This window comes from Parapedobacter sp. SGR-10, from assembly GCF_011030405.1.
In the GTDB taxonomy this organism is placed as follows: domain Bacteria; phylum Bacteroidota; class Bacteroidia; order Sphingobacteriales; family Sphingobacteriaceae; genus Sphingobacterium.
The window spans coordinates 153001-176292 of sequence record NZ_JAAJTJ010000005.1 but is presented as its reverse complement, the minus strand read 5'-3'; the positions used below and the strand labels follow the sequence as shown (position 1 = coordinate 176292).

General features: G+C 43.4%; 24 protein-coding genes. 16 read left to right on the top strand and 8 right to left on the bottom strand.

Translation table 11 applies throughout. From position 1 onward, the window contains the following. The first annotated feature begins 2 nt into the window (after window positions 1-2). From pstC to G5B00_RS18000, 4 genes are all read left to right on the top strand, one after another. Complete coding sequence (gene pstC / locus G5B00_RS06565) at window positions 3-890, top strand: phosphate ABC transporter permease subunit PstC (RefSeq protein ID WP_163872466.1); 888 nt, start codon at window positions 3-5, stop codon at window positions 888-890. Further along, the gene (locus tag G5B00_RS06560) at window positions 890-1744 is read left to right on the top strand and encodes a PstA family ABC transporter permease (protein ID WP_163872465.1); all 855 of its coding nucleotides are present in this window, start codon (window positions 890-892) and stop codon (window positions 1742-1744) included. The genes pstC and G5B00_RS06560 overlap by 1 nt, the downstream gene beginning before the upstream one ends. Continuing rightward, complete coding sequence (locus tag G5B00_RS06555; protein ID WP_163872464.1) at window positions 1699-2508, top strand: phosphate ABC transporter ATP-binding protein; 810 nt, start codon at window positions 1699-1701, stop codon at window positions 2506-2508. The genes G5B00_RS06560 and G5B00_RS06555 overlap by 46 nt, the downstream gene beginning before the upstream one ends. Window positions 2509-2677: 169 nt before the next feature. After that, a complete protein-coding gene (locus G5B00_RS18000; protein WP_205966329.1) occupies window positions 2678-3736 on the top strand; it encodes a DinB family protein in 1059 nt (352 codons plus the stop codon). 20 nt (window positions 3737-3756) lie between these two features. Here the strand turns inward: G5B00_RS18000 and pyrF are convergent, their stop codons facing one another. From pyrF to G5B00_RS06535, 3 genes are read right to left on the bottom strand one after another with little or no spacing between them, the layout of a single operon-like run. Continuing rightward, the gene (pyrF, locus tag G5B00_RS06545; RefSeq protein WP_163872463.1) at window positions 3757-4590 is read right to left on the bottom strand and encodes an orotidine-5'-phosphate decarboxylase; all 834 of its coding nucleotides are present in this window, start codon (window positions 4588-4590) and stop codon (window positions 3757-3759) included. An 8-nt stretch (window positions 4591-4598) separates the two neighbouring features. Then, window positions 4599-5168: a TlpA family protein disulfide reductase gene (locus tag G5B00_RS06540; protein ID WP_163872462.1), complete on the bottom strand. Its 570-nt coding sequence runs from the start codon at window positions 5166-5168 to the stop codon at window positions 4599-4601. 4 nt (window positions 5169-5172) lie between these two features. Further along, on the bottom strand, window positions 5173-5916 hold the full coding sequence (locus G5B00_RS06535; protein ID WP_163872461.1) for an RluA family pseudouridine synthase: 744 nt from the start codon (window positions 5914-5916) through the stop codon (window positions 5173-5175). Between the two features lie 174 nt (window positions 5917-6090). On the opposite strand from G5B00_RS06535, the gene panB reads away from it, so the two are divergent. The 6 genes from panB to G5B00_RS06505 all read left to right on the top strand — a co-directional run bounded on the left by panB (window position 6091) and on the right by G5B00_RS06505 (window position 11415). Further along, window positions 6091-6906 (top strand): 3-methyl-2-oxobutanoate hydroxymethyltransferase, encoded by an 816-nt coding sequence (gene panB, locus G5B00_RS06530; protein WP_163872460.1) that lies wholly within the window; start codon window positions 6091-6093, stop codon window positions 6904-6906. Window positions 6907-6915: 9 nt separating this feature from the next. Continuing rightward, complete coding sequence (locus G5B00_RS06525; protein ID WP_163872459.1) at window positions 6916-7515, top strand: hypothetical protein; 600 nt, start codon at window positions 6916-6918, stop codon at window positions 7513-7515. A 152-nt stretch (window positions 7516-7667) separates the two neighbouring features. Continuing rightward, window positions 7668-8699, top strand: coding sequence for a L,D-transpeptidase (locus G5B00_RS06520; protein WP_163872458.1), 1032 nt, complete (start codon window positions 7668-7670; stop codon window positions 8697-8699). 188 nt (window positions 8700-8887) lie between these two features. Beyond that, complete coding sequence (locus G5B00_RS06515) at window positions 8888-9664, top strand: murein L,D-transpeptidase catalytic domain family protein (protein WP_240894410.1); 777 nt, start codon at window positions 8888-8890, stop codon at window positions 9662-9664. Between the two features lie 171 nt (window positions 9665-9835). Beyond that, window positions 9836-10315, top strand: coding sequence for an Lrp/AsnC family transcriptional regulator (locus G5B00_RS06510; RefSeq protein WP_163872457.1), 480 nt, complete (start codon window positions 9836-9838; stop codon window positions 10313-10315). 2 nt (window positions 10316-10317) lie between these two features. Continuing rightward, window positions 10318-11415: an EamA family transporter gene (locus G5B00_RS06505; protein ID WP_163872456.1), complete on the top strand. Its 1098-nt coding sequence runs from the start codon at window positions 10318-10320 to the stop codon at window positions 11413-11415. Between the two features lie 23 nt (window positions 11416-11438). Here the strand turns inward: G5B00_RS06505 and G5B00_RS06500 are convergent, their stop codons facing one another. The 4 genes from G5B00_RS06500 to fbaA all read right to left on the bottom strand — a co-directional run bounded on the left by G5B00_RS06500 (window position 11439) and on the right by fbaA (window position 15451). Beyond that, window positions 11439-12374, bottom strand: coding sequence for a hypothetical protein (locus G5B00_RS06500; protein ID WP_163872455.1), 936 nt, complete (start codon window positions 12372-12374; stop codon window positions 11439-11441). 81 nt (window positions 12375-12455) lie between these two features. Further along, window positions 12456-13610 (bottom strand): GDP-mannose 4,6-dehydratase, encoded by a 1155-nt coding sequence (gene gmd, locus G5B00_RS06495; protein WP_163872454.1) that lies wholly within the window; start codon window positions 13608-13610, stop codon window positions 12456-12458. Window positions 13611-13742: 132 nt separating this feature from the next. Next, window positions 13743-14243: a thiol peroxidase gene (gene tpx / locus G5B00_RS06490; RefSeq protein ID WP_163872453.1), complete on the bottom strand. Its 501-nt coding sequence runs from the start codon at window positions 14241-14243 to the stop codon at window positions 13743-13745. Window positions 14244-14371: 128 nt separating this feature from the next. Continuing rightward, entirely contained in the window at window positions 14372-15451 is a 1080-nt protein-coding gene (fbaA, locus tag G5B00_RS06485) for a class II fructose-bisphosphate aldolase (protein WP_163872452.1), read from the bottom strand. Between the two features lie 204 nt (window positions 15452-15655). Between fbaA and G5B00_RS06480 the strand changes: the two genes are divergently transcribed. From G5B00_RS06480 to G5B00_RS06465, 4 genes are all read left to right on the top strand, one after another. Continuing rightward, entirely contained in the window at window positions 15656-16006 is a 351-nt protein-coding gene (locus G5B00_RS06480; RefSeq protein ID WP_163872451.1) for an ArsC family reductase, read from the top strand. Then, a complete protein-coding gene (locus tag G5B00_RS06475) occupies window positions 16006-17964 on the top strand; it encodes a M1 family metallopeptidase (protein WP_163872450.1) in 1959 nt (652 codons plus the stop codon). Before G5B00_RS06480 ends, G5B00_RS06475 begins: the two co-directional genes overlap by 1 nt. A 1-nt stretch (window position 17965) precedes the next feature. Then, on the top strand, window positions 17966-18655 hold the full coding sequence (locus G5B00_RS06470) for a hypothetical protein (RefSeq protein WP_163872449.1): 690 nt from the start codon (window positions 17966-17968) through the stop codon (window positions 18653-18655). A 68-nt stretch (window positions 18656-18723) separates the two neighbouring features. Next, window positions 18724-19113 carry a hypothetical protein gene (locus tag G5B00_RS06465; protein WP_163872448.1) on the top strand — a complete coding sequence of 130 codons (390 nt, stop codon included), beginning with the start codon at window positions 18724-18726 and terminating at the stop codon, window positions 19111-19113. A 78-nt stretch (window positions 19114-19191) separates the two neighbouring features. On the opposite strand, the gene G5B00_RS06460 is transcribed toward G5B00_RS06465, so the two are convergent. Continuing rightward, window positions 19192-20421, bottom strand: a complete 1230-nt coding sequence (locus G5B00_RS06460) for a M14 family metallopeptidase (RefSeq protein ID WP_163872447.1) — start codon at window positions 20419-20421, stop codon at window positions 19192-19194. A gap of 397 nt (window positions 20422-20818) precedes the next feature. On the opposite strand from G5B00_RS06460, the gene G5B00_RS06455 reads away from it, so the two are divergent. Continuing rightward, on the top strand, window positions 20819-22555 hold the full coding sequence (locus G5B00_RS06455) for a GMC oxidoreductase (RefSeq protein ID WP_205966328.1): 1737 nt from the start codon (window positions 20819-20821) through the stop codon (window positions 22553-22555). 15 nt (window positions 22556-22570) lie between these two features. Continuing rightward, on the top strand, window positions 22571-23209 hold the full coding sequence (locus tag G5B00_RS06450) for a gluconate 2-dehydrogenase subunit 3 family protein (RefSeq protein ID WP_163872446.1): 639 nt from the start codon (window positions 22571-22573) through the stop codon (window positions 23207-23209). Window positions 23210-23292: the final 83 nt, after the last annotated feature.

The window sequence follows — 23292 nt, the reverse complement described above, 5'->3', positions numbered from 1 at the left end:
TCATGAATATAAGATTGATCAAGGATTCCATTATACAGAAAGTCTCCGCTCTACTGTTGTTGCTGGCTTTGTCTGTGGTCTTATTGATTGTCTTCGGTCTAGGGTCAAAATCCCTTCCTCTGCTTCAAGATCAAAGCATCTGGGATATTCTGAGCCAAAGTGTATGGTCTCCACTCAAAGGAGATTTTGGTTTTTTACCGTTTATCATGGGTACCGTCTGGGTTACGCTGATTTCTCTATGCATAGCCGTTCCGCTCTGTATACTGGCATCGGTGTATCTGGTGGAATATGCTTCGGCTCGCCTGCGCAATTTTGTGCTGCCCTTGATGAATGTATTGGCCGCTATCCCTCCGGTGCTGTATGGGGTGTGGGGTGTTTTGTTTGTTGTTCCGATTGTGGGCGGATGGGTCGCTCCCCTATTCGGTCTGTCTGTGACGGGATATTCTGTTTTTTCAGGCGGTATCGTACTGGCCGTCATGATCTTCCCTATTATGATCAGTATTATGGTGGAGGTCTTGCAGACGATTCCGCAGGACCTAAAGTTTGCCTCCCTATCTTTAGGAGCCACAAAATGGGAAACCATTCAGAAAGTCATATTGAAAAAAGCTAAGCCGGGTATCATAGCGGCTATTGTATTGGCTATATCGAGGGCATTTGGAGAGACGATCGCTGTGCTGATGGTGTGCGGCAATATCCCGCAGGTACCCAAAAGCCTGTTTGATGCAGGGTATCCTATTCCGGCATTGATTGCAAACAACTTTGGCGAAATGATGTCCATTCCGTTGTATGATTCGGCCTTAATGTTTGCTGCACTGCTTTTGTTTGTGATTATTTTTGGGTTTAATCTTATTTCTAGATTAATATTGAACAGATTGGAGGACAAAATATAATGTCGCACGTCAACCGCAGATTACGAAAGGAAAAAATTGCCAAGATACTTATGCAATTGTCGGGGATTAGCATCACAGCTTCCCTGTTTCTGATCGTAGGGATCATATTGTACAAGGGACTGCCCTATTTGAGTTGGGAGATGATCAGCCAAACTCCGCAAGGTGGTTTCTATATCGGCAAGAGCGGTGGGATATTGAATGCTATTTTGGGTTCTTTATACTTGGCCAGTATTTCTACGGCGTTGGCCAGTATTATCGGTATCCCGATTGCCATCTATCTGAATATGTATGTCAAAAATGGTTCTTTCTTTGCCAGATCGGTCAAATTACTGTTCGACGTACTATTCGGCATACCTTCTATTGTTTACGGTGCTATTGCATTCAGTATCATGATCTGGTTAGGCATACGGGCTTCGTTGCTTGGTGGTGTCATTACCATTACCCTACTGACGATCCCTATTGTCGTACGTACGATAGACGAATTGCTAAAGACTATCCCGGTAGATTTGAAAAATGTGACAGTCTCTTTGGGAGCGACGCGATGGGAAACGGCCAAAATATTGCTGAGATATATCAAACCGGGGATTTTTACGGCGCTGTTGTTGGCATTTGGACGTGCGATCGGTGATGTGGCTGGAGTATTGTTGACCACAGGCTTTAGCGACAATCTGCCCAAATACATCGACGAACCGGCCGCTACCCTGCCCTTGGCCATATTTTTTCAGTTGAGTAGCCCTATCCCTGAGGTGCAGGGACGTGCTTATGCCTCTGCTTTAGTATTAACATTCATTATATTATTCATTGTTATATGTACACATATCCTGGCATCGAAACAGAAGAAACACAAGATATAATCCTTCCTGCTGCACCGCACATACAAATCAAGGATTTGAATGTACATATCGAAGGAAAGCATATTCTGAAGAATATTAATCTGGATATACCGAACAATTCCGTTACGTCGATCATCGGGCCGTCGGGCTGTGGCAAGACCACGTTGCTCAAAACGCTCAACCGACTGATGGACGACAGCAAGAATGTAGCGGTATCCGGTTCGGTACTGGTCAATGGCGAAGATATTTATGCCAAAGATGCGGAAGTCACACATATCCGTAAAAAGATGGGCCTGCTGTCGCAAAGACCATTTCCGCTACCCATGTCCATATTTGACAATATAGCCTATGGACCTCGTATCCATGGAGAGCGAAATAAAAAAGTCCTTGCCGAAATCGTCGAGACACAGCTCAAAAATGTGGGTCTCTGGGACGAAGTGAAAGACCGTCTGGACAGTTCGGCGACAGGCTTGTCCATCGGGCAACAACAGCGCCTTTGCCTCGCCCGTGGTTTGGCTGTACAGCCGGAGATTATCCTTGGTGACGAAAGCACATCAGCATTGGACCCTATCTCCACACAGACCATAGAGAATCTCTTGATCGAACTCAAAAAAGACTATACGATTGTATTAGTAACACACATCTTACGCCAGGCGCGTCGTGTTTCGGATTACATCCTGTTTGTTTATAATGGCGAAATCGTCGAGTTTGGAAAGACAGAGGATGTACTGCTCTATCCCAAAAACGAGATTACGCAACAATATGTCAAAGGATTTATTAGTTAAAGAAAGACTAGGCCCATTTTCAATCCAACTTGATTTTCTTGCCATAGGATAAGTTTATTTTATCAAAATATTTTTAATTTCGTTTACTAAATCGTGAGATATGGGGCTTGCTTACGTAGAATGATCTAAGCAAATAGAGTCTCATGAGCCATATTTAAAAACGAACAAAATGAAAATCCTAAAAAGAATCATTATCGTATTGCTGATTATCATTGCAATACCACTCCTTGTGGCCTTGTTTGTATCTAAAGAGTTTCATAGCGAAAGAGAAATCGTCATTGACAAGCCAAGTTGGGAGGTTTTCGATTACATCAAGTATGTCAAAAATCAAGACAATTACGGTGTTTGGCAACTGTCTGATCCTGAAGCAAAATTTAAGGAAGAAGGAACGGACGGAACCGTCGGTTATAAATACAGTTGGGATGGAAAAAAAGTAGGAAAAGGCACACAATCCATTACCAATGTGCTGCACAACGAAAAACTGGAAACCGAACTCGATTTCGGATTTGGCGAACCTGCGCAATCATATATACTTACAGAAGAGGTCTCTCCAGATCAAACAAAGGTGACGTGGGGAATTTCGGGAAAAACGCCTTATCCATGGAACTTGATGGGCTTGTTTTATGATATGGGTAAAGATTTTGAAGGTGGACTGGAAAATCTGAAAAAGATTTTAGAAGAACAGAAAAGCCCTGACGACTGGGCATTTGCCTTGAATTATTACCAGAAAACAATGGACGATCTCAAAAATAATGTTTCGGATCTAAGTGCTGGTCAGTTGCATTTCAGACCCTCTGATACTGCCTGGTCTATCAGTCAGTGCCTGGAACATATCATTCTTACCGAGGCTATGATTTTCGGAATGTTAAAAGAAAATATGAATAAACCTGTCAACCCGGAACGGAGAGCAGAAATTAAGCTTTCCGACAAAGATATCATAGCCATGGTGACGGACCGAAGCGAAAAATATAAAGCGCCGGAAATGTTGATCGGAAAAGGAAAGTATGACGATGCCAAACAAGCATTGCAGGATCTAGAAGCGCAGCGTACTGAAATTTTGTCTTTTATCAACAATACACCTTTGGAAGAGTTGCGAAATCGTGTTAGCGATTCGCCTGCAGGAGCTACGGACGCCTATCAATCACTTTTGTTTATTGCAGGCCATACGGCAAGGCATACCTTACAAATTGAAGAGATAAAAAACGCTCAAAACTTCCCTGCACAATAATATGTATGTGCAGGGAAAATTTAAATAATCCCTGCCTTCAGTAATTCTGCTTCCATTTCTTGCTGTAGTTTAAGCGCTTCTTCTCTCGCCTTTTCTGCAAAATCCTTGCCCTGCGAAGCATAGATGATGCCCCGTGTACTGTTGACCAAGAGGCCGCAATCCTTGTTCATACCGTACTGGCATACCTCCTGCAAAGAACCGCCCTGTGCGCCTACTCCCGGTACCAAAAGGAAGTGGTCGGGAGCATGTTCACGTATTTTAAGGAAAGCTTCGCCACGTGTGGCTCCGACGACATACATTAGATTTTCCGGTTTGCTCCAGGTATTAACCTTATCGATGACTTCTTCAAACAGTTGTTTATCTGCCTTATTGGCGAAGTTTTGAAAATCCTTGCTTCCTTCGTTGGAAGTCAACGCCAATACAATAGCCCATTTTCCCTCGAAATCCAAAAATGGCGTGACCGAATCCCGTCCCATATAAGGAGCTATCGTAATCGAGTCAAAGCTCATGCCCGACAAAGTCTGGTCAAAGAATGCCTGTGCATACATCTTGGACGTATTGCCGATATCGCCTCTCTTGGCATCAGCTATGCTGAAACATGATTTGGGCAAGGCCTGCCATGTTTTTTGCAGAGATTTCCAGCCACTGACGCCATAGCTCTCGTAAAATGCTATATTGGGTTTATAGGCCACGCATAGATCTTCGGTCGCGTCGATAATGGCTTTGTTGAACGTAAATATAGGATCCTCTTCGGCGAGTAGATGCTCCGGAATCTTGGTGATATCGGTATCCAATCCCACACACAAAAAGGATTTCTTCTCTTTTATCTGCTGTATCAGCTCTTGTCTAGTCATTATTGCTCTTACTGATTGATAAGGTTTTGTATAAAGTCTTCTACAGATTTTGTTGAGAAATCATACATGCCTTCTTGTTTGGCAGCCAATTTTCCCGTCTTGTCCAAAATCACCGTTGTAGGGATAGCTCCACCCAACCAATCCTGTGGGATATCACCTTCGGGATAATAGATGGGGAGCGATAGATTCTGGTCAGCCAGAAACTTCTTTGTACCTTCTACATCATGCTCTATTTCGACGATCAGAAAAACAATGTTTTCATTGGTTTTAAACTTGTCGTACAATGCTTGTATAGAGGGCATCTCCTTGCGGCAAGGTGGGCACCAGGTCGCCCAAAAATTGATGAAAACTACTTTTCCTTTTAATTCTGCCGTATTGACGGGGTTTCCTGCTTCATCTTTGAACCGGGCTGATACCGTAATTTCTTCGTTATCGGTATTTTTAATATCTTCTTTTATAGTGTCTTGTGCTATACCATCGACAGCATCTCTTGATATTTTGTTTGTAGAGCTGTTTGTACAAGCAGCCAGAAAATATCCTATGGCACACAGAGCGATTAGTTTTTGTATGGTTTTCATTTTTTTACGTGTCAAATTTTTCCAATTGTTTCAGTAAGGTAGCAAAATCTTTTGGATATTCGGCTTCGAAAGCATAATGTTTGCCATCGATGGCAAATTCTACAGACCTGGAGTGGAGCGCAAAGCGCTTCATGATCGGCATCTCCTCCTCGCCTTTGGACATGGTAAATCCACGTTTTTTGATTTGGGACAGATAGACAGGCTTGCCTCTGTACATCGTGTCTCCTACTATTGCCGCGCGCTGCGTAGCCAGATGTATACGTATCTGGTGCATACGACCCGTAATAGGTTTGCATTCGACCAATGTATAATGCTTGAAATAACGCATACTGTTGAAGATCGTCTCTGCGGGTTTTCCGTTTGCACGATCTATACTGACATTCTTGTTTCCCTGGTTCAATATAGGAAGGTCCACTTTTAGGTTTTCGAATACATGTGTACCCTCTATGATGGCGTGATAAATCTTGTTTACCCTCCTTTTTTCAAACTCTATCGAAACCAACCGGTATGTTTCGGGATTTTTGGCAATGAGCAGGACACCAGAGGTATCCTTGTCCAAGCGGTGACATACCTGTGCATCGGCATGATATTTCTTGGCCAGTCGTAAGATATTGATCTCCCCTCCTTCCCTTTGGTCTAGTGAAGCAACGAAGGGAGGCTTGTTTATGACGATTAAATTGTCATCTTCGTGGATAATCAGTTCGTTGAATTTTGGAAACTTGAATGCACGGACTTCGTTTTGAATCATAGTGCAAAAATAGCAAAACCCAAATGAAATCCATACAACAATAGTAGCGCATATTCTTAGTAGGTTTACTTATGTAGGGGCAAATGATAATTTGTCCGTTATTTGGGCGAAAGATTTTTCGCCCCTACAACATTGATAAGATTTATTCCTATTTTTGCAGTAAAACAAAAAACTATGTCGGTAAATAAAATTATCAAGCGCGTCACCACCTCCACCATCAAGGATATGAAACTTCGTGGTGAAAAGATAAGCATGTTGACCGGGTACGATTTTTCCACTGCAAGAGCCCTTGACGAAGGAGGTATCGATGTCATATTGGTAGGTGACTCTGCAGCCAATGTTTTTGCAGGATATGAAACCACTTTACCGATGTCCCTGGACCACATGATCTACCATGCTTCGGCTGTCAGTCGTGCCACAAAAAGAGCCATGGTACTCGTCGATCTGCCTTTCGGAACCTATCAGGGATCGACCGAAAAAGCCTATGAAGCTGCTGTCAGAATGATGAAGGAATCGGGAGCACATGCCCTTAAAATGGAAGGTGGTATAGAAATCATCGACAATATCAAAAAAATAGTTCGCGCCGGGATTCCGGTCTGCGGACATTTAGGATTGACCCCACAGTCCATCTACCAATTTGGAGATTTTGGCGTGCGGGCTAAGGAAGAAGCCGAGGCGAGCAAGCTAAAATCGGATGCTCTCGCGTTGCAGGATGCAGGATGCTTTGCCATTGTATTGGAAAAAATACCGGCAAAACTGGCTACAGAAGTCAGTCAAAGCCTGCATATTCCAACTATTGGTATAGGTGCCGGTAATGGTTGCGATGGACAGGTATTGGTCGTCAATGATATGCTGGGCTTGACAAAAGACTTCAAACCAAAATTTCTGCGACAGTACCTGCATCTGTTTGACGATATCGCCAAAGCTACAGCACAGTATGTAGCTGATGTCAAAGCACTGGACTATCCCAACGAAAACGAACAATATTAGTATTACAGCGTGTTCAAGGTTATTTTCATAGCTGCCCTATTAGGTATACTGATCTTTTTCATTGTCAGAAGGCTCGGCTTTGTCAGCAGTCGTCCGACCACATATTTACATGCCTCCGATTGGCTGGAAGTCAGGATAGATACCAGGACATTGAAAAGAGCGGTACGGCAGACCTTATTTTCTGTAGGCATTGGCTTTGTCCTACTGATCCTCATCCTGTTGGTGACGGCAAAATTCAAGATAGCTTTACTCTTATTGCCCATCAGTCTGTATCTGATTGGACAATATTTCATCCTATTCAACCACATCAAGGCTAACAGACGACAGCAGATTTTTTTCAATCCCAAATCGAATGAAGTTGAAATACAGTCATCAAAAGGACAAAAAGAATTTTCATTCAATTTGAATAGAGACGTTAGCAATCTGAGAGAAATCAGGGCTGTGCAAAAAAACAATGGACTGTTGCTGGGATACTATGAGATGAAAACCATGCAGGGCAAACTGTTCATCTCGTATTTACTTGAAGAAAATGAACAAAATAAGCTTTTTTTTGATCGATTGCAGTTGTTTCCAAGAGAAATGGAAACCAAGTTATTTCCTATCATATAATATTTTGATATATTTCCTCTATAAAATAGGCTTTCAAAGGTAGAGGAGAATTACATAAATCCATTTTATATGCGGTCTCAACTATATTGCATATAAAAATGAATTTATGTAAGTTTGGTCAGATTAGAACAAACGACTATTAATTTGTCTTTATGAGATACACCCTCCCCCTACTCTTTTCTGCAATCGTATTGACTATGGTGTCTTGTCAAAGGACACAGCCCCAAAATGTTGATGCAGAAGATAAAGCAAAACAAGATTCCATAGAACGAGTGCGGAAAGCCGAAGAAGAGGAACGGAAGCGTCCCCGTACGGCGGACGATATTGTTCTGGCCAAAGACTTGTTATTTGAAAAATACACATTAGAGGACAAATACGAATACAAAGATACTTTTAGGGTTTTTCAATGGGACAAGATAAAAGAACGGTTGGCCTACATCGAAAATTTCCAACGAGAACACAACGATTATGGCATTATCGTCAATTACAAAAATAAAAATGGAGAAGCTCCCACGGTAGCCAATTTCAAAAGAAATGCCTACAAAAGAGTGTCCGATACCTTAGGCACGGAACGCTATCAATCTGCTCCCCTTTATAAAGAGGGAGAGACAAAACTCCCTACGATCTATGCAAGGGATGGCTCTCTGGTCAAGTATCTTTCGGCCGACACCTTGGCTATGGTCAAGATAAAGGGACTGACAAATTTTGAAGGTGAGTGGGATATCCCCAAGCGCTATGTGAAACCCATCGGCGATACTGCTACCTTCAGACATGTCGTCGTCGTCGATGTGACCAATCAGAATATATGTGCCTTGGAACATGCCGACAATGGCTGGATCGTACGCAGTATGAACCCGGCGACTACGGGTAGACATGCACCACCCTATGCCATGGAGACGCCCACAGGTATCTTTGTGCTACAAGAGCAGAAAACCAAAATGTTCTATTATAGGGATGGTACGACCAGTATCGAAGGATTTGCACCTTGGGCCAGTAGATTTACCAATGGCGCATATATCCACGGTGTACCTGTCAATAATCCCAAAGGACAGATCGTAGAGTACAGTTGGAGCCTGGGGACGACCCCTCGTTCGCACATGTGCGTGCGCAATGCTTCTTCCCACGCCAAGTTTGTGTACGATTGGATCAAGCCGGGATTGTCGTTGGTGATTGTCATTGATTGATCCGGTAGAGACGTAAGATCTAGAATGTTTATGAAAAGTAGACATCTCGATAGTCGGGAGGCCAGCATAAGGTAGAGACATAAGATCTTACGTCTACGAAAACATATATAAACCAATAATTAACATTATTTAACACTTTTGTAAGCCCTTGATAGCGACCTTTGTATGTGGAAAAGAAAAGTGTGCTTATGAAAAATTTTTTTATTGTGATGGTTTTAATGTGTGCCGCAGGATTTTACACCATCTTTAGCCAACCTATCCAAAATCCAATTCCTTCAGAAAAATTAACGTTAAAAGTAGATTCTATAGTCAATGACAGTTCAGTCATTGAAAAACTGTACCATCGTATCGCTTTGGAAGGCAAGTTGAAATATGAGGTCTTCGAAATGGCGATGCAGGGGTTTGAGAATTTATCGTTGCGGAATAAAGATATTATTACCATTATTGATTTTACGCTTCCCTCGACTGAAAAGAGAATGTGTGTCATTGATCTCAAAAACCAAAAGCTGTTGTACCACACGATCGTATCGCATGGGCGCAATAGCGGAGAGAAATATGCGACTTCTTTTTCCAATAGACATGGCTCTTTCCAGAGTTCGTTGGGCTTTTATGTAACTGAAAAGACCTATTTTGGTGGAAATGGCTATTCTTTAGTCATCAATGGTATGGAGAAAGGCATCAACGACCAGGCAAAGGCACGTGCCGTAGTCATACATGGGGCCGACTATTGCAGCCAACGTATCATTAACGCTACGGGACGCTTGGGAAGAAGTTATGGTTGCCCAGCTCTACCCCGTGAAGTGACAAAACCTATCATCAATACCATCAAGAACGGTACGGGATTGTTTATCTATGCGGACAATCCCGAATATATGGCCACATCCAAAATTCTGAAAAGCAACGAGACCATGCTAGCACAACGGGAACTTCCAGATATTCCGGAGGGTGGCGCGATCCTCAATTAAAATCAAGAACAATATTAACGTTTTAGTGTTTTTATAATTAGAGAGACTTCCGGGGTTTTCGAAAACCCCGGAAGTCTTTTTTCTATATAATGTCATTGTTTTTTGAATTAAATTCTAAAATTTAACAAAATATTTGAATAATATTCTAAATATTGTTATAATTGCAGAATTATGAAAAAAGTAGACATTAATTTAGATCACATAGATTACCAGATTTTGCGTATCATGCAGGACAATGCCCGTACCAACAATGCGGATATTGCCCGCGAATTGGGTATGGCACCTTCGGCTATCCTCGAACGTGTAAAAAAATTGGAACAAAAAGAAGTTATCCTGGCGTATCAAGCCAAGATAAACCCACAGGCGCTGGAGCAGACACTCCTCTCATTTATCTTTATCAAGACCTCCGATATCATCGGAGAGCAGCGGATTGCTTATTTATTGGCTGATATTCCTGAGGTGCAGGAAGTGCACGACATTGCCGGCGACGATGGTTACCTTATCAAGGTAAGGACCAGCGATGCCGCAGGGTTGGTAGATCTTATGCGCAATACCTTGGGAAAAATAGAAGGTATCCTATCTACACGGACTACGATTGTATTGGAAACCGTCAAAGAAAGTCAAAAGTTAGTCATCCCGTCGAAAGAGTAAAAATGTCATCAAATAAATCCACATTAGTCAGTATCTTATTGGCCTACCTCGTCGTATATATCGTGTGGGGGTCGACCTTTTTTTTTATAGAAAAAGCGTTGCGCTCGTTTCCACCCTTTGTATTGGGCTCGATTAGGTTTGTCATCGCGGGGACACTGCTGATGGGGTATTGTGCCCTCAAAGGCTACCATTTGTTCAGCCGTAGGGATATCCGTCAAGCTATTTTTATAGGTTTTCTCCTGCTGTTTGTGGATATGGCTTCAATTATATGGGCGGAGCAATATATCTCCAGCGGAATAGTGTCTATACTATCTGCCGCAACGGCCATTTGGTTTATCTTGTTTGATAAACCCAAATGGAAAGAAAATTTTTCCAGTGCCCCTATTGTTTTGGGACTTCTACTCGGCTTTTCGGGTGTTGTACTGCTGTTTGCTGAACAGGTCTTCGGTCATGAGCATAACAATGGCAATAGGCAAAGCCTCATCGCTATGGGAGTCATGATATTGGGAACAATAGGTTGGACGGTCGGATCACTCTTTTCCAAGTATATGCAGGAAAAGAATAAGGTCACTGTGAAGAAACAAGAAAAATCCCTCAATGTCATCGTCAAAACAGCTTGGCAAATGGTCACTGCCGGTGTGGCTTTTACGGTTACAGCGACGTTGAATGGTGAGTACCGCGATTTTGACTTTGGTCGGGTGTATACAGCAGACTGGTTCGCAATGGCCTATTTGATCGTGATGGGTTCTATTTTGGCATTTAGCTGTTATATATGGCTATTGCAGGTGCGTCCTGCTACCGAGGTCAGTACCTATGCCTATATCAATCCTATTGTCGCCTTGGTATTGGTTCATTATTTTACCGATCACCAGGTGACCACGCTTCAAATCACAGGGCTGTTCGTGGTGCTGTTGTCCGTTTTGCTGATGAATTGGAATCTGTATAAAGACAATAGAACTTTTCGAATCATACGTGCTAGGAAGAAACTAAAACGACTGAAGCACATGGCTCCAAAAAGCAGTATCCCACGTATTATAGAAGTCGCCGATTTCCAGGACGGGGAAGAAAAAAAAGAACGGAAAAAAGCGCTACAGGATTGACGTGAGAGCAAACAAACCAAGGCTTATTTTAGCACGATGCTCGCCCTGCCCATAATGGCATTGTCAGCATAGAGGAGAACGGTATATGCTCCCTTTTTGAATCCACGGTTGCTGTTGTTCCACACAAATACATATTCTTCTCCATTATTTGTGAAGTCGATTTGTTCTTTGAAAGTATACTGAAGTTGGTCGTTATTGACCAAGAAGATATTTTCGCTATTGGCGATGAGATTTCCATTGGGATCTACGACACGTACGTACACCTCTTTGTTTCCTTTTTCAGCCAAAGGATTGTCTGCCACCGAAAAATGGATATGTAGCTCATCCACACGTTTGGCTTTCATTTCGATTTCTTTACTACCCCTACGTTTGAGCTCGACACCGTTGATCAACATGTTGGACACCTTAATGGAAGAAGCCATGCCTACTTTTTCCTTCAACAACTTATTGTGCTGTTCCAGGGATTGGACTTTGTCTGTTTGTTGATGTACGGTCTGGCTCAAGACCTGGTTTTCTTTCTGCAAAATCTCGTTTTGAAGATTCAATTCTTCAATCTTGCTCTTCAAAGCAGCGACATCCTCTTTTAATGTTCTGACCTGTGTGCGCAGAGAAGACAGTCTATCTTCGGATAGATTGATGTCTTCCAGGTTTAAACGCAGGTTATCGATGCCTTGTCTGGCCCGTTGTTCTCCCTGCACGACTTCATCCGAATTGATCAGACTTCCCTCACGTTGGATATTGTCCAATTCAGCTTCTATCCTATCGATTTCGATTTGCAGATTTTCTTTTTGAAGTGCTATAGTATACAGTTTCTCGCCGGAAGATTTGAATTTGACGTAAAAATAAACATTCGTCATGAGTAAAGTGACGATAGCAATAACAAAGAAATACATCTTAGCACTGTCCTTTTTCTTTACTTGTATATCGCTTTTGTTTTCCTTACTAGTCTGTACTTCCATTTCCTAAAAACTAAATTGTTCCAATAGTACTCTTAATTTTGTAACATTGCTATAACAAAAACTATTCCAAAGCAAGGGCTGCTATTCAAAATAATTCAAAATATCAAATCCCCCAGCTTTTAAATACTGTTCTTTACGCATGAGCTTTAGGTCAGAGGCGACCATCTCGGCGATAAGTTGCTGTAAATTGTATTTAGGTCTCCAACCCAATTTTTGTTGCGCCTTGCTTGGATCTCCGATCAGTAGGTCCACCTCGGTCGGTCGGTAATAGGCCGGGTCTACCTTGACCACGGTCTGTCCCAATTTGACATTGTTGGGGTCGATACCATGCAGACGTAGTTTTTCGTCCTCTCTGTCGATGATGACGCCTTTCTCCTTCTCTCCCTTGCCGCTGAATTCTACTTCGATGCCGAGTTCGGCAAAGCTCAGGCGTACAAAATCACGAACGGTAGTGGTCACCCCTGTGGCAATCACGAAATCCTCTGCTTTTTCCTGTTGAAGGATCAACCACATGGCCTCTACATAATCTTTGGCGTGTCCCCAGTCACGTTGGGCAGACAAGTTACCTAAAAATACTTTGCTTTGCAAGCCCAGAGCGATCTTGGCTACGGCGCGGGTGATTTTTCGGGTTACGAAGGTCTCCCCCCTTATGGGACTTTCGTGGTTGAAAAGGATGCCATTGCAGGCATACATGTTGTATGCTTCGCGATAATTGACTGTTATCCAATAGCCGTATAGTTTGGCTACAGCATATGGGCTTCTCGGATAGAAAGGAGTATTCTCACTTTGTGGGACTTCCTGTACCAATCCGTATAGCTCGGAGGTAGATGCCTGGTAGACCCTTGTCTTTTGCCCCATGTCCAATAGCCTCACGGCTTCCAATATACGCAAAGCTCCCAAAGCATCGGCATTGGCTGTGTATTCGGGGGTATCAAAACTGACCTTTACATGGGATTGGGCCGCCAGATTATAGATCTCGTCTGGCTGTGTTTCCTGGATAATACGGATGAGGTTGGTTGAATCGGTCAAATCGCCAAAGTGTAAGATAAAATTGCGGTTATCCAAATGTGGATCTTGATACAGGTGGTCTATCCGGTCTGTATTAAAGAGTGAACTCCGGCGTTTGAGGCCATGTACTTTGTACCCTTTTTTTAATAAAAATTCAGCTAGATACGCACCATCCTGCCCGGTAATTCCTGTGATGAGAGCTACTTTTTGACCTGTTGATTCATTCATGGTACAATAATATCCAAAAAATCGGATATTTTGGATATTATTTAAGGTGAAAGAGATAATTTTGGATACGGATGTAGAGACGTCGCAACATGTCTCGGCAGGACGAGAGATGCGACGTCTCTATCAAAGTGTTTATCCGGCCGCTGCGATAGCCTCGTCATAATTAGGTTCTTCGGTGACCTCAGCTACCTGCTCGGTGTAGACCACCTTTCCAGCCTCGTCTATGACGACTACGGCACGGCTTAGCAAGCCTTCCAACGGGCCATCGACAAATTTGACACCGTAAGCATCCGAAAAGCTAGCATCTTTGTATTCGGAGAGCGTGACGACATTTTCCAATCCTTCGGCGGCGCAGAACCTTCCCTGTGCGAATGGAAGGTCTCTGGAAATACAAAGTACGACTGTATTTTCCAATTGAGAAGCCTTTTGGTTGAATGCACGTACAGACGCTGCGCATGTCCCCGTATCTACGCTGGGAAATATATTCAACACCACTTTCTTTCCACTGAAATCGGAAAGGGATTTTTGGGATAGATCTCCCGCTGTCAAAGAAAATCCTGGTGCTTCTGAACCTACTTGCGGTAGGCTACCTTTTGTATGTACTGCTGTTCCTTTAAATGTTACTTGACTCATAGTATTTTGTATTTGATTAAACTCTGTAAGTTAACAAATAAAAACGGTTTATGTTGGATTCTATTTAAATTTTATACGAAAAGCCTTTCGGATTTTTCCCGAAAGGCTTTTCGTATATAAAAACTCTCTTACAGTTTGCTATTGATATCAATAGCATTCAGCTCTTGGAAAGCTTGTTTCAACCGTGCGACGAAGGCTTCTTCTCCTTTGCGCAACCATACGCGAGGATCGTAATATTTCTTATTTGGAGAATCCGCTCCTTCCGGATTGCCGATCTGTGCTTGCAGGTAATCGCGATGTTGGGCCTCGTAGCCACGTACACCATCCCAGAAAGCCCATTGCATATCCGTATCGATGTTCATCTTGATAGCACCGTACGAAATAGCTTCGGTGATTTCTTCCGGTGAAGAACCGGATCCACCGTGGAATACAAAATTAACAGGTTTTTCAACTGTGAGATTAAATTTTTCACGAATATACTGTTGCGAATTGTGCAAGATGACAGGCTGCAATTTGACATTACCCGGTTTATATACGCCGTGCACATTCCCAAAGGCTGCGGCTACCGTAAATTTGTCGGAAACTTTAGACAACTCTTCATAGGCATAAGCCACCTCTTCGGGCTGTGTGTACAGTTTTGAACTATCCACATCCGAATTGTCCACGCCATCTTCTTCTCCTCCGGTCACACCGAGTTCGATCTCCACAGTCATGCCGAGAGGTTTCATGCGAGCAAGATATTTGGCCGAAATCTCGATATTCTCTTCGATAGGTTCTTCGGAAAGATCCAACATGTGTGAAGAAAATAATGGTTTGCCGTGTTGTGCGAAGAATTTCTCTCCGGCATCCAAAAGGCCATCGATCCAAGGCAATAACTTTTTGGCCGCATGGTCCGTGTGCAGAATCACAGCCACTCCATAATGCTCGGCCAGCAAATGTACATGTTGGGCTGCTGATACCGCTCCCAATATACAGGCTTTCAGACCATCGTTGTTCAATGATTTTCCGGCATAAAACTGGGCTCCCCCATTGGACAATTGAATGATAACCGGTGAGTTTACCGCTTTGGCAGTTTCCATGACGGCATTGATGGAATTGGTTCCGATAACGTTTACCGCAGGTAAAGCAAACTTATGCTTTTTAGCAATCTCAAACAGTTCCTGTACCTGGTCTCCCGTTAATACACCTTTAAAATCTTTTAGGCTCATGTGTAATATTTTGTTTAAATCTTTTTGACGATATAAAGGTAATAAAATTTTAAACGCAAAAAAAGTAATAGTGTAAAGATTACACTAAGTAAAAAAAGAATACGTGTCTATCCTATTCATGACGTTAACTCGAAAAATCAAACTCATTTTGACTATTATCGATTATATTGATAACTTTATGCTGTTATATTTGTTTGATTAGATATGTTACACATTTACGGAATAAAAAACTGCAATACAGTGAAGAAAGCCCTGGATTGGCTGGAAGAAAACAAACTGGCGTACACTTTTCATGATTTCAAGAAAGAACCTGCTACCCTGGCAAAATTGAAAGAATGGGGCAAAAGTGTAGGTTGGGAAGCCTTGGTCAACAAGAAAGGAACGACTTGGCGGAAGCTTTCGCCTGAACAGCAGGCCAAGGTAGTGGATGCTTCATCTGCCTACACCGTTTTGTTGGACAACAACAGTATGATCAAACGCCCCGTGATCGAACTTGACAATGAAATCATCCTGGGATTTGACGAATCGAACTATACATCACAATTGTTAAAATAATGATCCGTACTCTTTTATATTTAAAATCCTGTATCTTTCTTTTTGTTGCCCTGTGGGCGACTGCGGCATTTGCCCAGCAAAGCAGTAGCTACAACTATAGCGAGGCCTTTGGCCCTGGCTTTTATACGAGCAATGGCACAGCCTATCGCTCGGCTAGTGGGAGACCCGGACCTCAGTATTGGCAGAATGCGGCCAGCTATACGATCAAGGCACGCTTGGACGACAAGCAAGATCGCATCTATGGATCTGTACAGATCGATTATACAAACAATAGTCCCGAAGATCTGGCGTATATTTGGTTGCAGCTGGATCAAAATCTCTTCACTCCTCAATCCATTGGGCAAGCGACTATACCGTTGGAAGAGAGTCGTTATGGAGATTCGGAAAATGTCTTTCAAGGAGGTTACAAATTGTCCAATCTGAAAGTCAACCAATCCTCCGACATCAAATCGCAAATATCCGATACACGCATGCGTATCGATATACCCTCTCCTATCCAAGCAAAAGGCGGAAAAGCCACTTTGTCCATGGACTTTGAATTTTCCATCCCAACGTATGGAGCCGATAGAACAGGCATATTGCATACGCAAAATGGAAAGATATATTCTATTGCACAGTGGTATCCTCGGCTAGCGGTGTTTGACGATATACTGGGTTGGAATACTACACCTTATACCGGCCCGGGCGAATTTTATCTTGAATACGGAGATTACCAGGTCGAAATTACCGCTCCTGCCTCGCATATCGTGGTCCTGGGCGGCGAACTCCTTAATCCGCAAGAGGTATGGACAGCGCAGCAACTGGAGCGCTACAAGCAGGCACAACAGTCCAACCAGACCGTCATGATCCGTAGTGAAGCAGAAGTCTTACAAAAAGCCTCGCGGCCTGCCAAAGAGCAGCTGACCTGGAAATACAGCCTCAAAAATGCCCGTGACATAGCTTGGGCCTCCTCTCCTGCTTTTATTGTCGATGGCGCCAAGATCAACCTGCCTTCCGGCAAGTCTGCGCTAGCCCTATCAGCTTACCCCAAAGAGAGCAACGGTGGAAACGCGTGGGAACGTTCGACCGAATACACCAAGGCATCTATCGAACATTATTCCAAAAAATGGTATGAGTACCCCTATCCCGTAGCGGTCAATGTGGCTTCCAATGTCGGAGGAATGGAATACCCGGCTATATCTTTCTGCGGCCACAAAGCCAAAGCCGCCAACCTATGGGGCGTGACCGATCATGAATTCGGGCACAACTGGTTTCCGATGATCGTAGGTAGTAACGAACGCCTGCACGGGTGGATGGACGAAGGGTTCAATACGTTCATCAACGATATTTCCACCGAGGTATTTAATAAAGGCGAATACCATTTGAAATACGGGAAGAAGAACAGCCGTACACAAATGTTGTTTCACCCTGCCCTCGAACCTGTCATGAATAGCCCACAGACCATGCGCGAACGCAATATCGGCCTATTGGTATATTACAAACCTGCCTATGCCCTGCATTTGCTGAGGGATGAGATCATAGGCCGGGAGAGATTTGATGCCGCTTTTAAAAAATATATCGAGTATTGGGCCTTCAAGCATCCTGCGCCCCAGGATTTTTTTAGGACTATTGAAAATGAAACAGGTGAAAATCTGAGTTGGTTTTGGCGGGGCATGTTCCAGCACAACTGGCAGATGGACCAGGCCATATCTGAAGTGCGCTATGTGCAGATGGATCCCAGCAAAGGTGCACACATTACCGTGCAAAACCTTGGAAAGCTGCCTATGCCTATAGTGGTAGAAGCTACCACCGAATCGGGTAAGCGCATCTCGGTAAAGCTTCCTGTAGAAGTATGGGAACGCAATACCTCCTGGACCTTTAAGCTGGATTCCCAGGAAAAATTGACACAAGTGAAATTAGATCCTCGGGATGTGTATCCCGACATCAATCCGGAAAACAATGTTTGGAAAGCAAAATAAGATGAAAAGACGTTATTTATATAGTTATATCCTGTTCTTGTTGGGGGTATGTGGTGGTTCGATTGTCAACGCACAGGACTTTCGGGGAATCGTGTATGAGCTGGAAAGCAGTAGTCCTCTCTGGAACGTGACCGTCAAGAATCTGCGTACACAGGAAGAAGCCAATACAAATAGAGAAGGTCAGTTCAATATCAAGGCCGAGCTCAACGATTATCTGACATTTACCCTGCCGGGCTATCTGACCGATACCATATTTATCTATGAAGAAGGCGTACGCCGTGTATATATGCTTCGGGACGAAGAGAGTATTGCTCTGGACGAAATATTGGTGAAGAGAATGACCGATAGCAGATTGGCCATAGAGATTGCCAAGGCGCAGAATGAAGGAAAGTCCGTAGAGGCCAGTCAGCAGCGAGGTGGTCTGCGGATATCCCCCTCCAGGGTGTTTGGCCGAAAAGCAAAGCAGGCCCGTTCAAAACTGGCCTTATTGCTCGAAGAACAAAATAATAGAAAAGTAGACCGGATATTTACCCCTCGTCTTATCGCCTCTATCGTGACACTCAACGAAGAAGAGCTTGCCCTGTTTAGGGAACGGTTTAGACCCGAACTGAAATTTGCCGAAACAGCCTCGCCCGAAGATATGCGGCTCTACATCCTAGACTCTTATAAAAAGTTTAAAGAGGAAAAATAGGGTATTTTAAATTAGCTCTTGTTTTTTACAAGTTTTCTATGTAGATTTAAACACCTACTTATGAAATCATGAAACAGCTTATCCTTGTGGACAGTGTGAACATCGGAGATTTTTTATTCCAGGGATACATATTGGAGGAGGACTGTAAAAAGTACGTCGCTTATGGTATTTTTGTAGATACCATCAAGAATCCCTTGGTCTGCTTCAGACGAAATGGCGAAAACACCATAGGTCTGTCTATTGACGAAGCCTTGGTAGAGTATATAAGTAAAAAGAGTGCGGCGTCCATAGATCAGCGAGAACAGTACTTTAATGCTTTCTTGACTTTTGTCGTAGAAAGCGAAAAAAAAGCAGCTTATATGGCTTTTAAAGGCCGGAAAATGGAATACTTATCCAACAGTAAATACCTCGTCCAAATGCGTAATGTGTACCTCGGGCACACCGATAGTGTACAGTAAAATCTAGGATAAAATATAAGAGCCTGTTTAAAATTTTATCATACAATTTTAAACAGGCTCTCAAAATTAGTCAGGTACTCAATCTTTAAGCAAGAGCTCCATTAATTTTTCGGCAGCCACTACACTTTTCTTCTTTAGAAGCTCTCTCGAAGTTTTATCACCGATCTCATAGGTTACAGCCTCCGTCTTGAACGCTCTATGAAACCATGCTTTAGATGTGACTTGCTTGACCCGGTAGTTGGACTCCTCTTTTATGGTATCTTCCGGTATCCCATGTTGAAAAGCAGCAATCCAATCTTTCATCAAACCAGCCTTATGATTGGACTCATCCTCACCATTCGTGTATAGCACATCAAAAAAAGTAGAATGGAAGTCTATTGCAAAATGAATCTGGGCGTCTTGTGTATGTACTTTATTGGTGAGATATTCTTTAAAAGCCCTTGTTTCGGGCTGTTTAAATTCTACCCAATCCCTGTTCATATCTACTCCTGCCATATTGTGCCGCCAATGTCCTTCTTCCCTTCCATCGGGATTGAGCATGGGAACGATTACTATTTCGTATTCTTTTCTGAACTGCTTGGCTTGTTCGGTCGGAGACAGCAATACCTCCACAAAATGCCGCAAGGCCAAGTGACCGGTACTTTCTGGTGGATGTTGGCCTCCGATGATCACAATCATTTTCTTTCCATCACTTCCTTTTGTATTGACCGCAAAGATCGGTCTGTTGAGCAGGCTATATCCCACGAGATCCTTCTCTGCATCAGCCGATTCCGTCAAATGGTCAAGCCAGCTGTTGGTTTCGGCGACGGTCATTATTTCCTGCCCTGCAACTGTAAGCGTATCCGTAGATATACTCACCTTAAAAGTAGCGTTCTTTTTCTTCTCGTCCAATGACACCATATTGACCGTATCCCAATGCTGACCGTCATGGCTCAGCTTAGGCATATACCTGTGCCTTGTCGTAGGGTAAAAAAGTTGTATATAGATATCACGTACTTCCTGGGACCAAACTTTAAACGCATACCAGGGACTTCGATTGATCGGCGTGTTTTCGGGTTCGACGGTGACGACAAAGGTACTGTCATTCAACTGTGACACCCCGTTGTATCTTGCCGATGAAAATTTATTGCTGAAACCGATTTTTCCGTTGTCAAAACTATACTCTCTTCTCTCTTGGAATGTTACACGAATGAGGCTCGAATCGACAGGAACAGATTGGGTTTGCACCGCTGACTGGGAGTAAGATAAAGATGTACACACCGTCATCAAAAAGATACTACCCAGCATTATTCTTCTATAAATGCGCATGAATAACTGTTTTAGTTTTTTAAATCGGATACAAGTTTAATAAAATTTAACCTTATTATTCATAAAAAACTCTATTCTAGATTCGCAACGTCTACGTTGTATATGTCTATGGGGCTCAATGAAACGTAGATAGGTTAAAAAGAAATGGTGTTTTGAAAAAATATCATATTGAATGTCAAAAACTTATTAATTAAAACATACAAAAAACTATTTTCGATTACCACTTTTCCTCATGCCATTGTCTTTATAGCGAATACCAATATAACAAGGGAAATAACCAATGGTAAACGAGGAATTTCGGCTTTTCTTGTTACTTTGGTATGGGCTAAACAATATTAAGACATAAATCAATATTATTCACTATTTTACAGCTAATTATAAAAATAAATCCGAAAATATGGGGATATATCAGATAAAAGAGAATCCGGAAGTTTATGATGCTATTGTAGTAGGATCTGGTGCGGGAGGTGGTATGGCGGGTTATATCCTAGCTCATGCAGGATTAAACGTATTGATGTTGGAAGCAGGTCCGTTTTTTGATCCTGCGAAAGACGCCTTGCAGATGCGATGGCCTTGGGAGTCCCCTCGTAGAGGAGCTTCAACAACCCGTCCCTTTGGGGATTTTGATGCGGCCTATGGTGGTTGGGAAATTGAGGGTGAACCTTATACCACTGTACAGGGAACAGAATTTGAATGGTTTCGTGCCCGTATGCTCGGCGGTAGAACTAACCACTGGGGCCGTATCTCCTTGCGCATGGGACCGGATGATTTCAAACCTACGGACGGTGTGACGGATGCGTGGCCGATTACTTATGAAGAAGTCAAACCGTTCTACGACCGAGTAGACCGCATGATCGGTATCTACGGCACGGTCGAGGGTATTCGCAACGAACCGGACGGTATCTTTATGAAACCACCAAAACCTCGTTTGGCCGAACTGTATATCGCCAAGGGAGCAGAAAAAGCGGGTGTACCCGTCATCGCCGGTCGGGGATCTGTATTGACAGAGGCCTCTCCGGAAATCAAAGGACGAGGAACGTGCTTTTACTGTGGGCAATGTGGAAGGTCATGTAAGGTCTATGGTGATTTTTCGTCTTCTTCCTGCCTCGTCATGCCTGCCATGAAAACAGGTAATCTAAAAGTGATCGACAATGCGATGGTGCGTGAGGTGCTGACCAACGACGAAGGATTGGCCGTGGGTGTGTCGTACGTAGATACCAAGAGCTTGCAGGAATATGCAGTCAAAGGAAAGACCGTCATTCTCGGAGCGAGCGCTTGCGAAAGTGCCCGTATTATGCTGAATTCCCAATCTGCGGCACATCCCGGGGGACTGGGCAATAGCAGCGGTCTGGTCGGAAGATACCTGCACGATTCTACCGGATCGGATGCTTGGGGTTTCCTACCTCAATTGTTGGATCGTAAGCGTTTTAACGAGGATGGCGTAGGCCCCGTTCATATCTATTCCCCTTGGTGGAAAGACAACAAAAACTTGGCTTTTCCGAGAGGTTACCATATTGAGTACGGTGGAGGCATGCATATGCCTGGCTATGGATTCTTGAATTGGGTTCCGGAGTCTATTGGAGCTGTACCGGGCAGGAATGGGGAGAAAAGAGATTCGGGAGGATACGGCGCATTGCTCAAACAAGACTATCGCCGTTTCTATGGAGCGTCCATAGGGATGTCTGGTCGGGGAACAGCTATGGCCCGCAAAGACAATTACTGCGAGATCGATCCGACACGTGTGGACAAGTTTGGTATCCCTGTGTTGCGTTTCCACTACAAGTGGTCAAACGAAGAGATACTACAAGCAAAGCACATGCAGGATACTTTCCAATCGATCTTGCACGAGATGGGTGCTGTCGTGTTGTCAGGTGTGCAAGGGCCGGAAACACTCTATGGATTGGCTGCACCCGGTAAGATCATCCATGAGGGCGGCACGACCCGTATGGGCAATGATCCCAAAACATCCGTATTGAATAAATGGGGACAGGCCCACGACTGTAAAAATCTTTATGTAGTGGATGCAGGACCGTTTGTACAACAGGGAGACAAAAACCTGACTTGGACGATATTGGCACTGTCTATGCGTACGGCAGAATATATTTTGGAAGAGAAGAAAAAATTAAACGGTTAATCGAAAACAAGGTTTATGAACAGAAGAGAGTCTCTTAAAGCTTTAGGCTTAATCGCCGCAGGAACAGGTGTCTTGGCGACAGCTTGTCAACAAGAAAAGGGAAAAGAAACAACCGCCGTTGGCGAGGTATCCGAAAAATTGCCCGGTATACAGGATTTTGAGCATGAGCGCAATCAGAAGCTGTATGCCGAAAAATTCTTTACGGACCATGAAATGGCAACGATTACCGTATTAGCTGATATCATTATACCGAAAGATGAGGTCTCTGGCAGTGCATCGGAAGCAGGTGTACCGGACTTTATTGAATTTATCGTCAAGGATCTTCCCGAAAATAAGTTGCCGATGCGGGGTGGATTAAAATGGATGGATGTACAGTGCCAAAAACGTTATGGAGATGTTTTTATAAAGTGTGATGATAAACAACAGTTGGAACTTATCGACGAAATCGCCTATCCCGATAAGGTAAAGCCGCAAATGAAACAGGGTGCAGCCTTTTTTTCATTGATGCGTAATTTGACATCGTCTGGCTTTTTTACAAGTGAGATAGGCGTAAAGGATATCGGTTATGCAGGAAACAGGCCCGGTGTCTGGAATGGCGTACCTGCAGATATCATGAGGGAACATGGGTTTGACCCCGAAAAATTCTTTGGATAAATATTAAAAATGAATAAGCTGTCTCGGTATTTGCTTCTAGCAAATACCGAGACAGCTTATTCTATATATTTTCCCCTATAAAA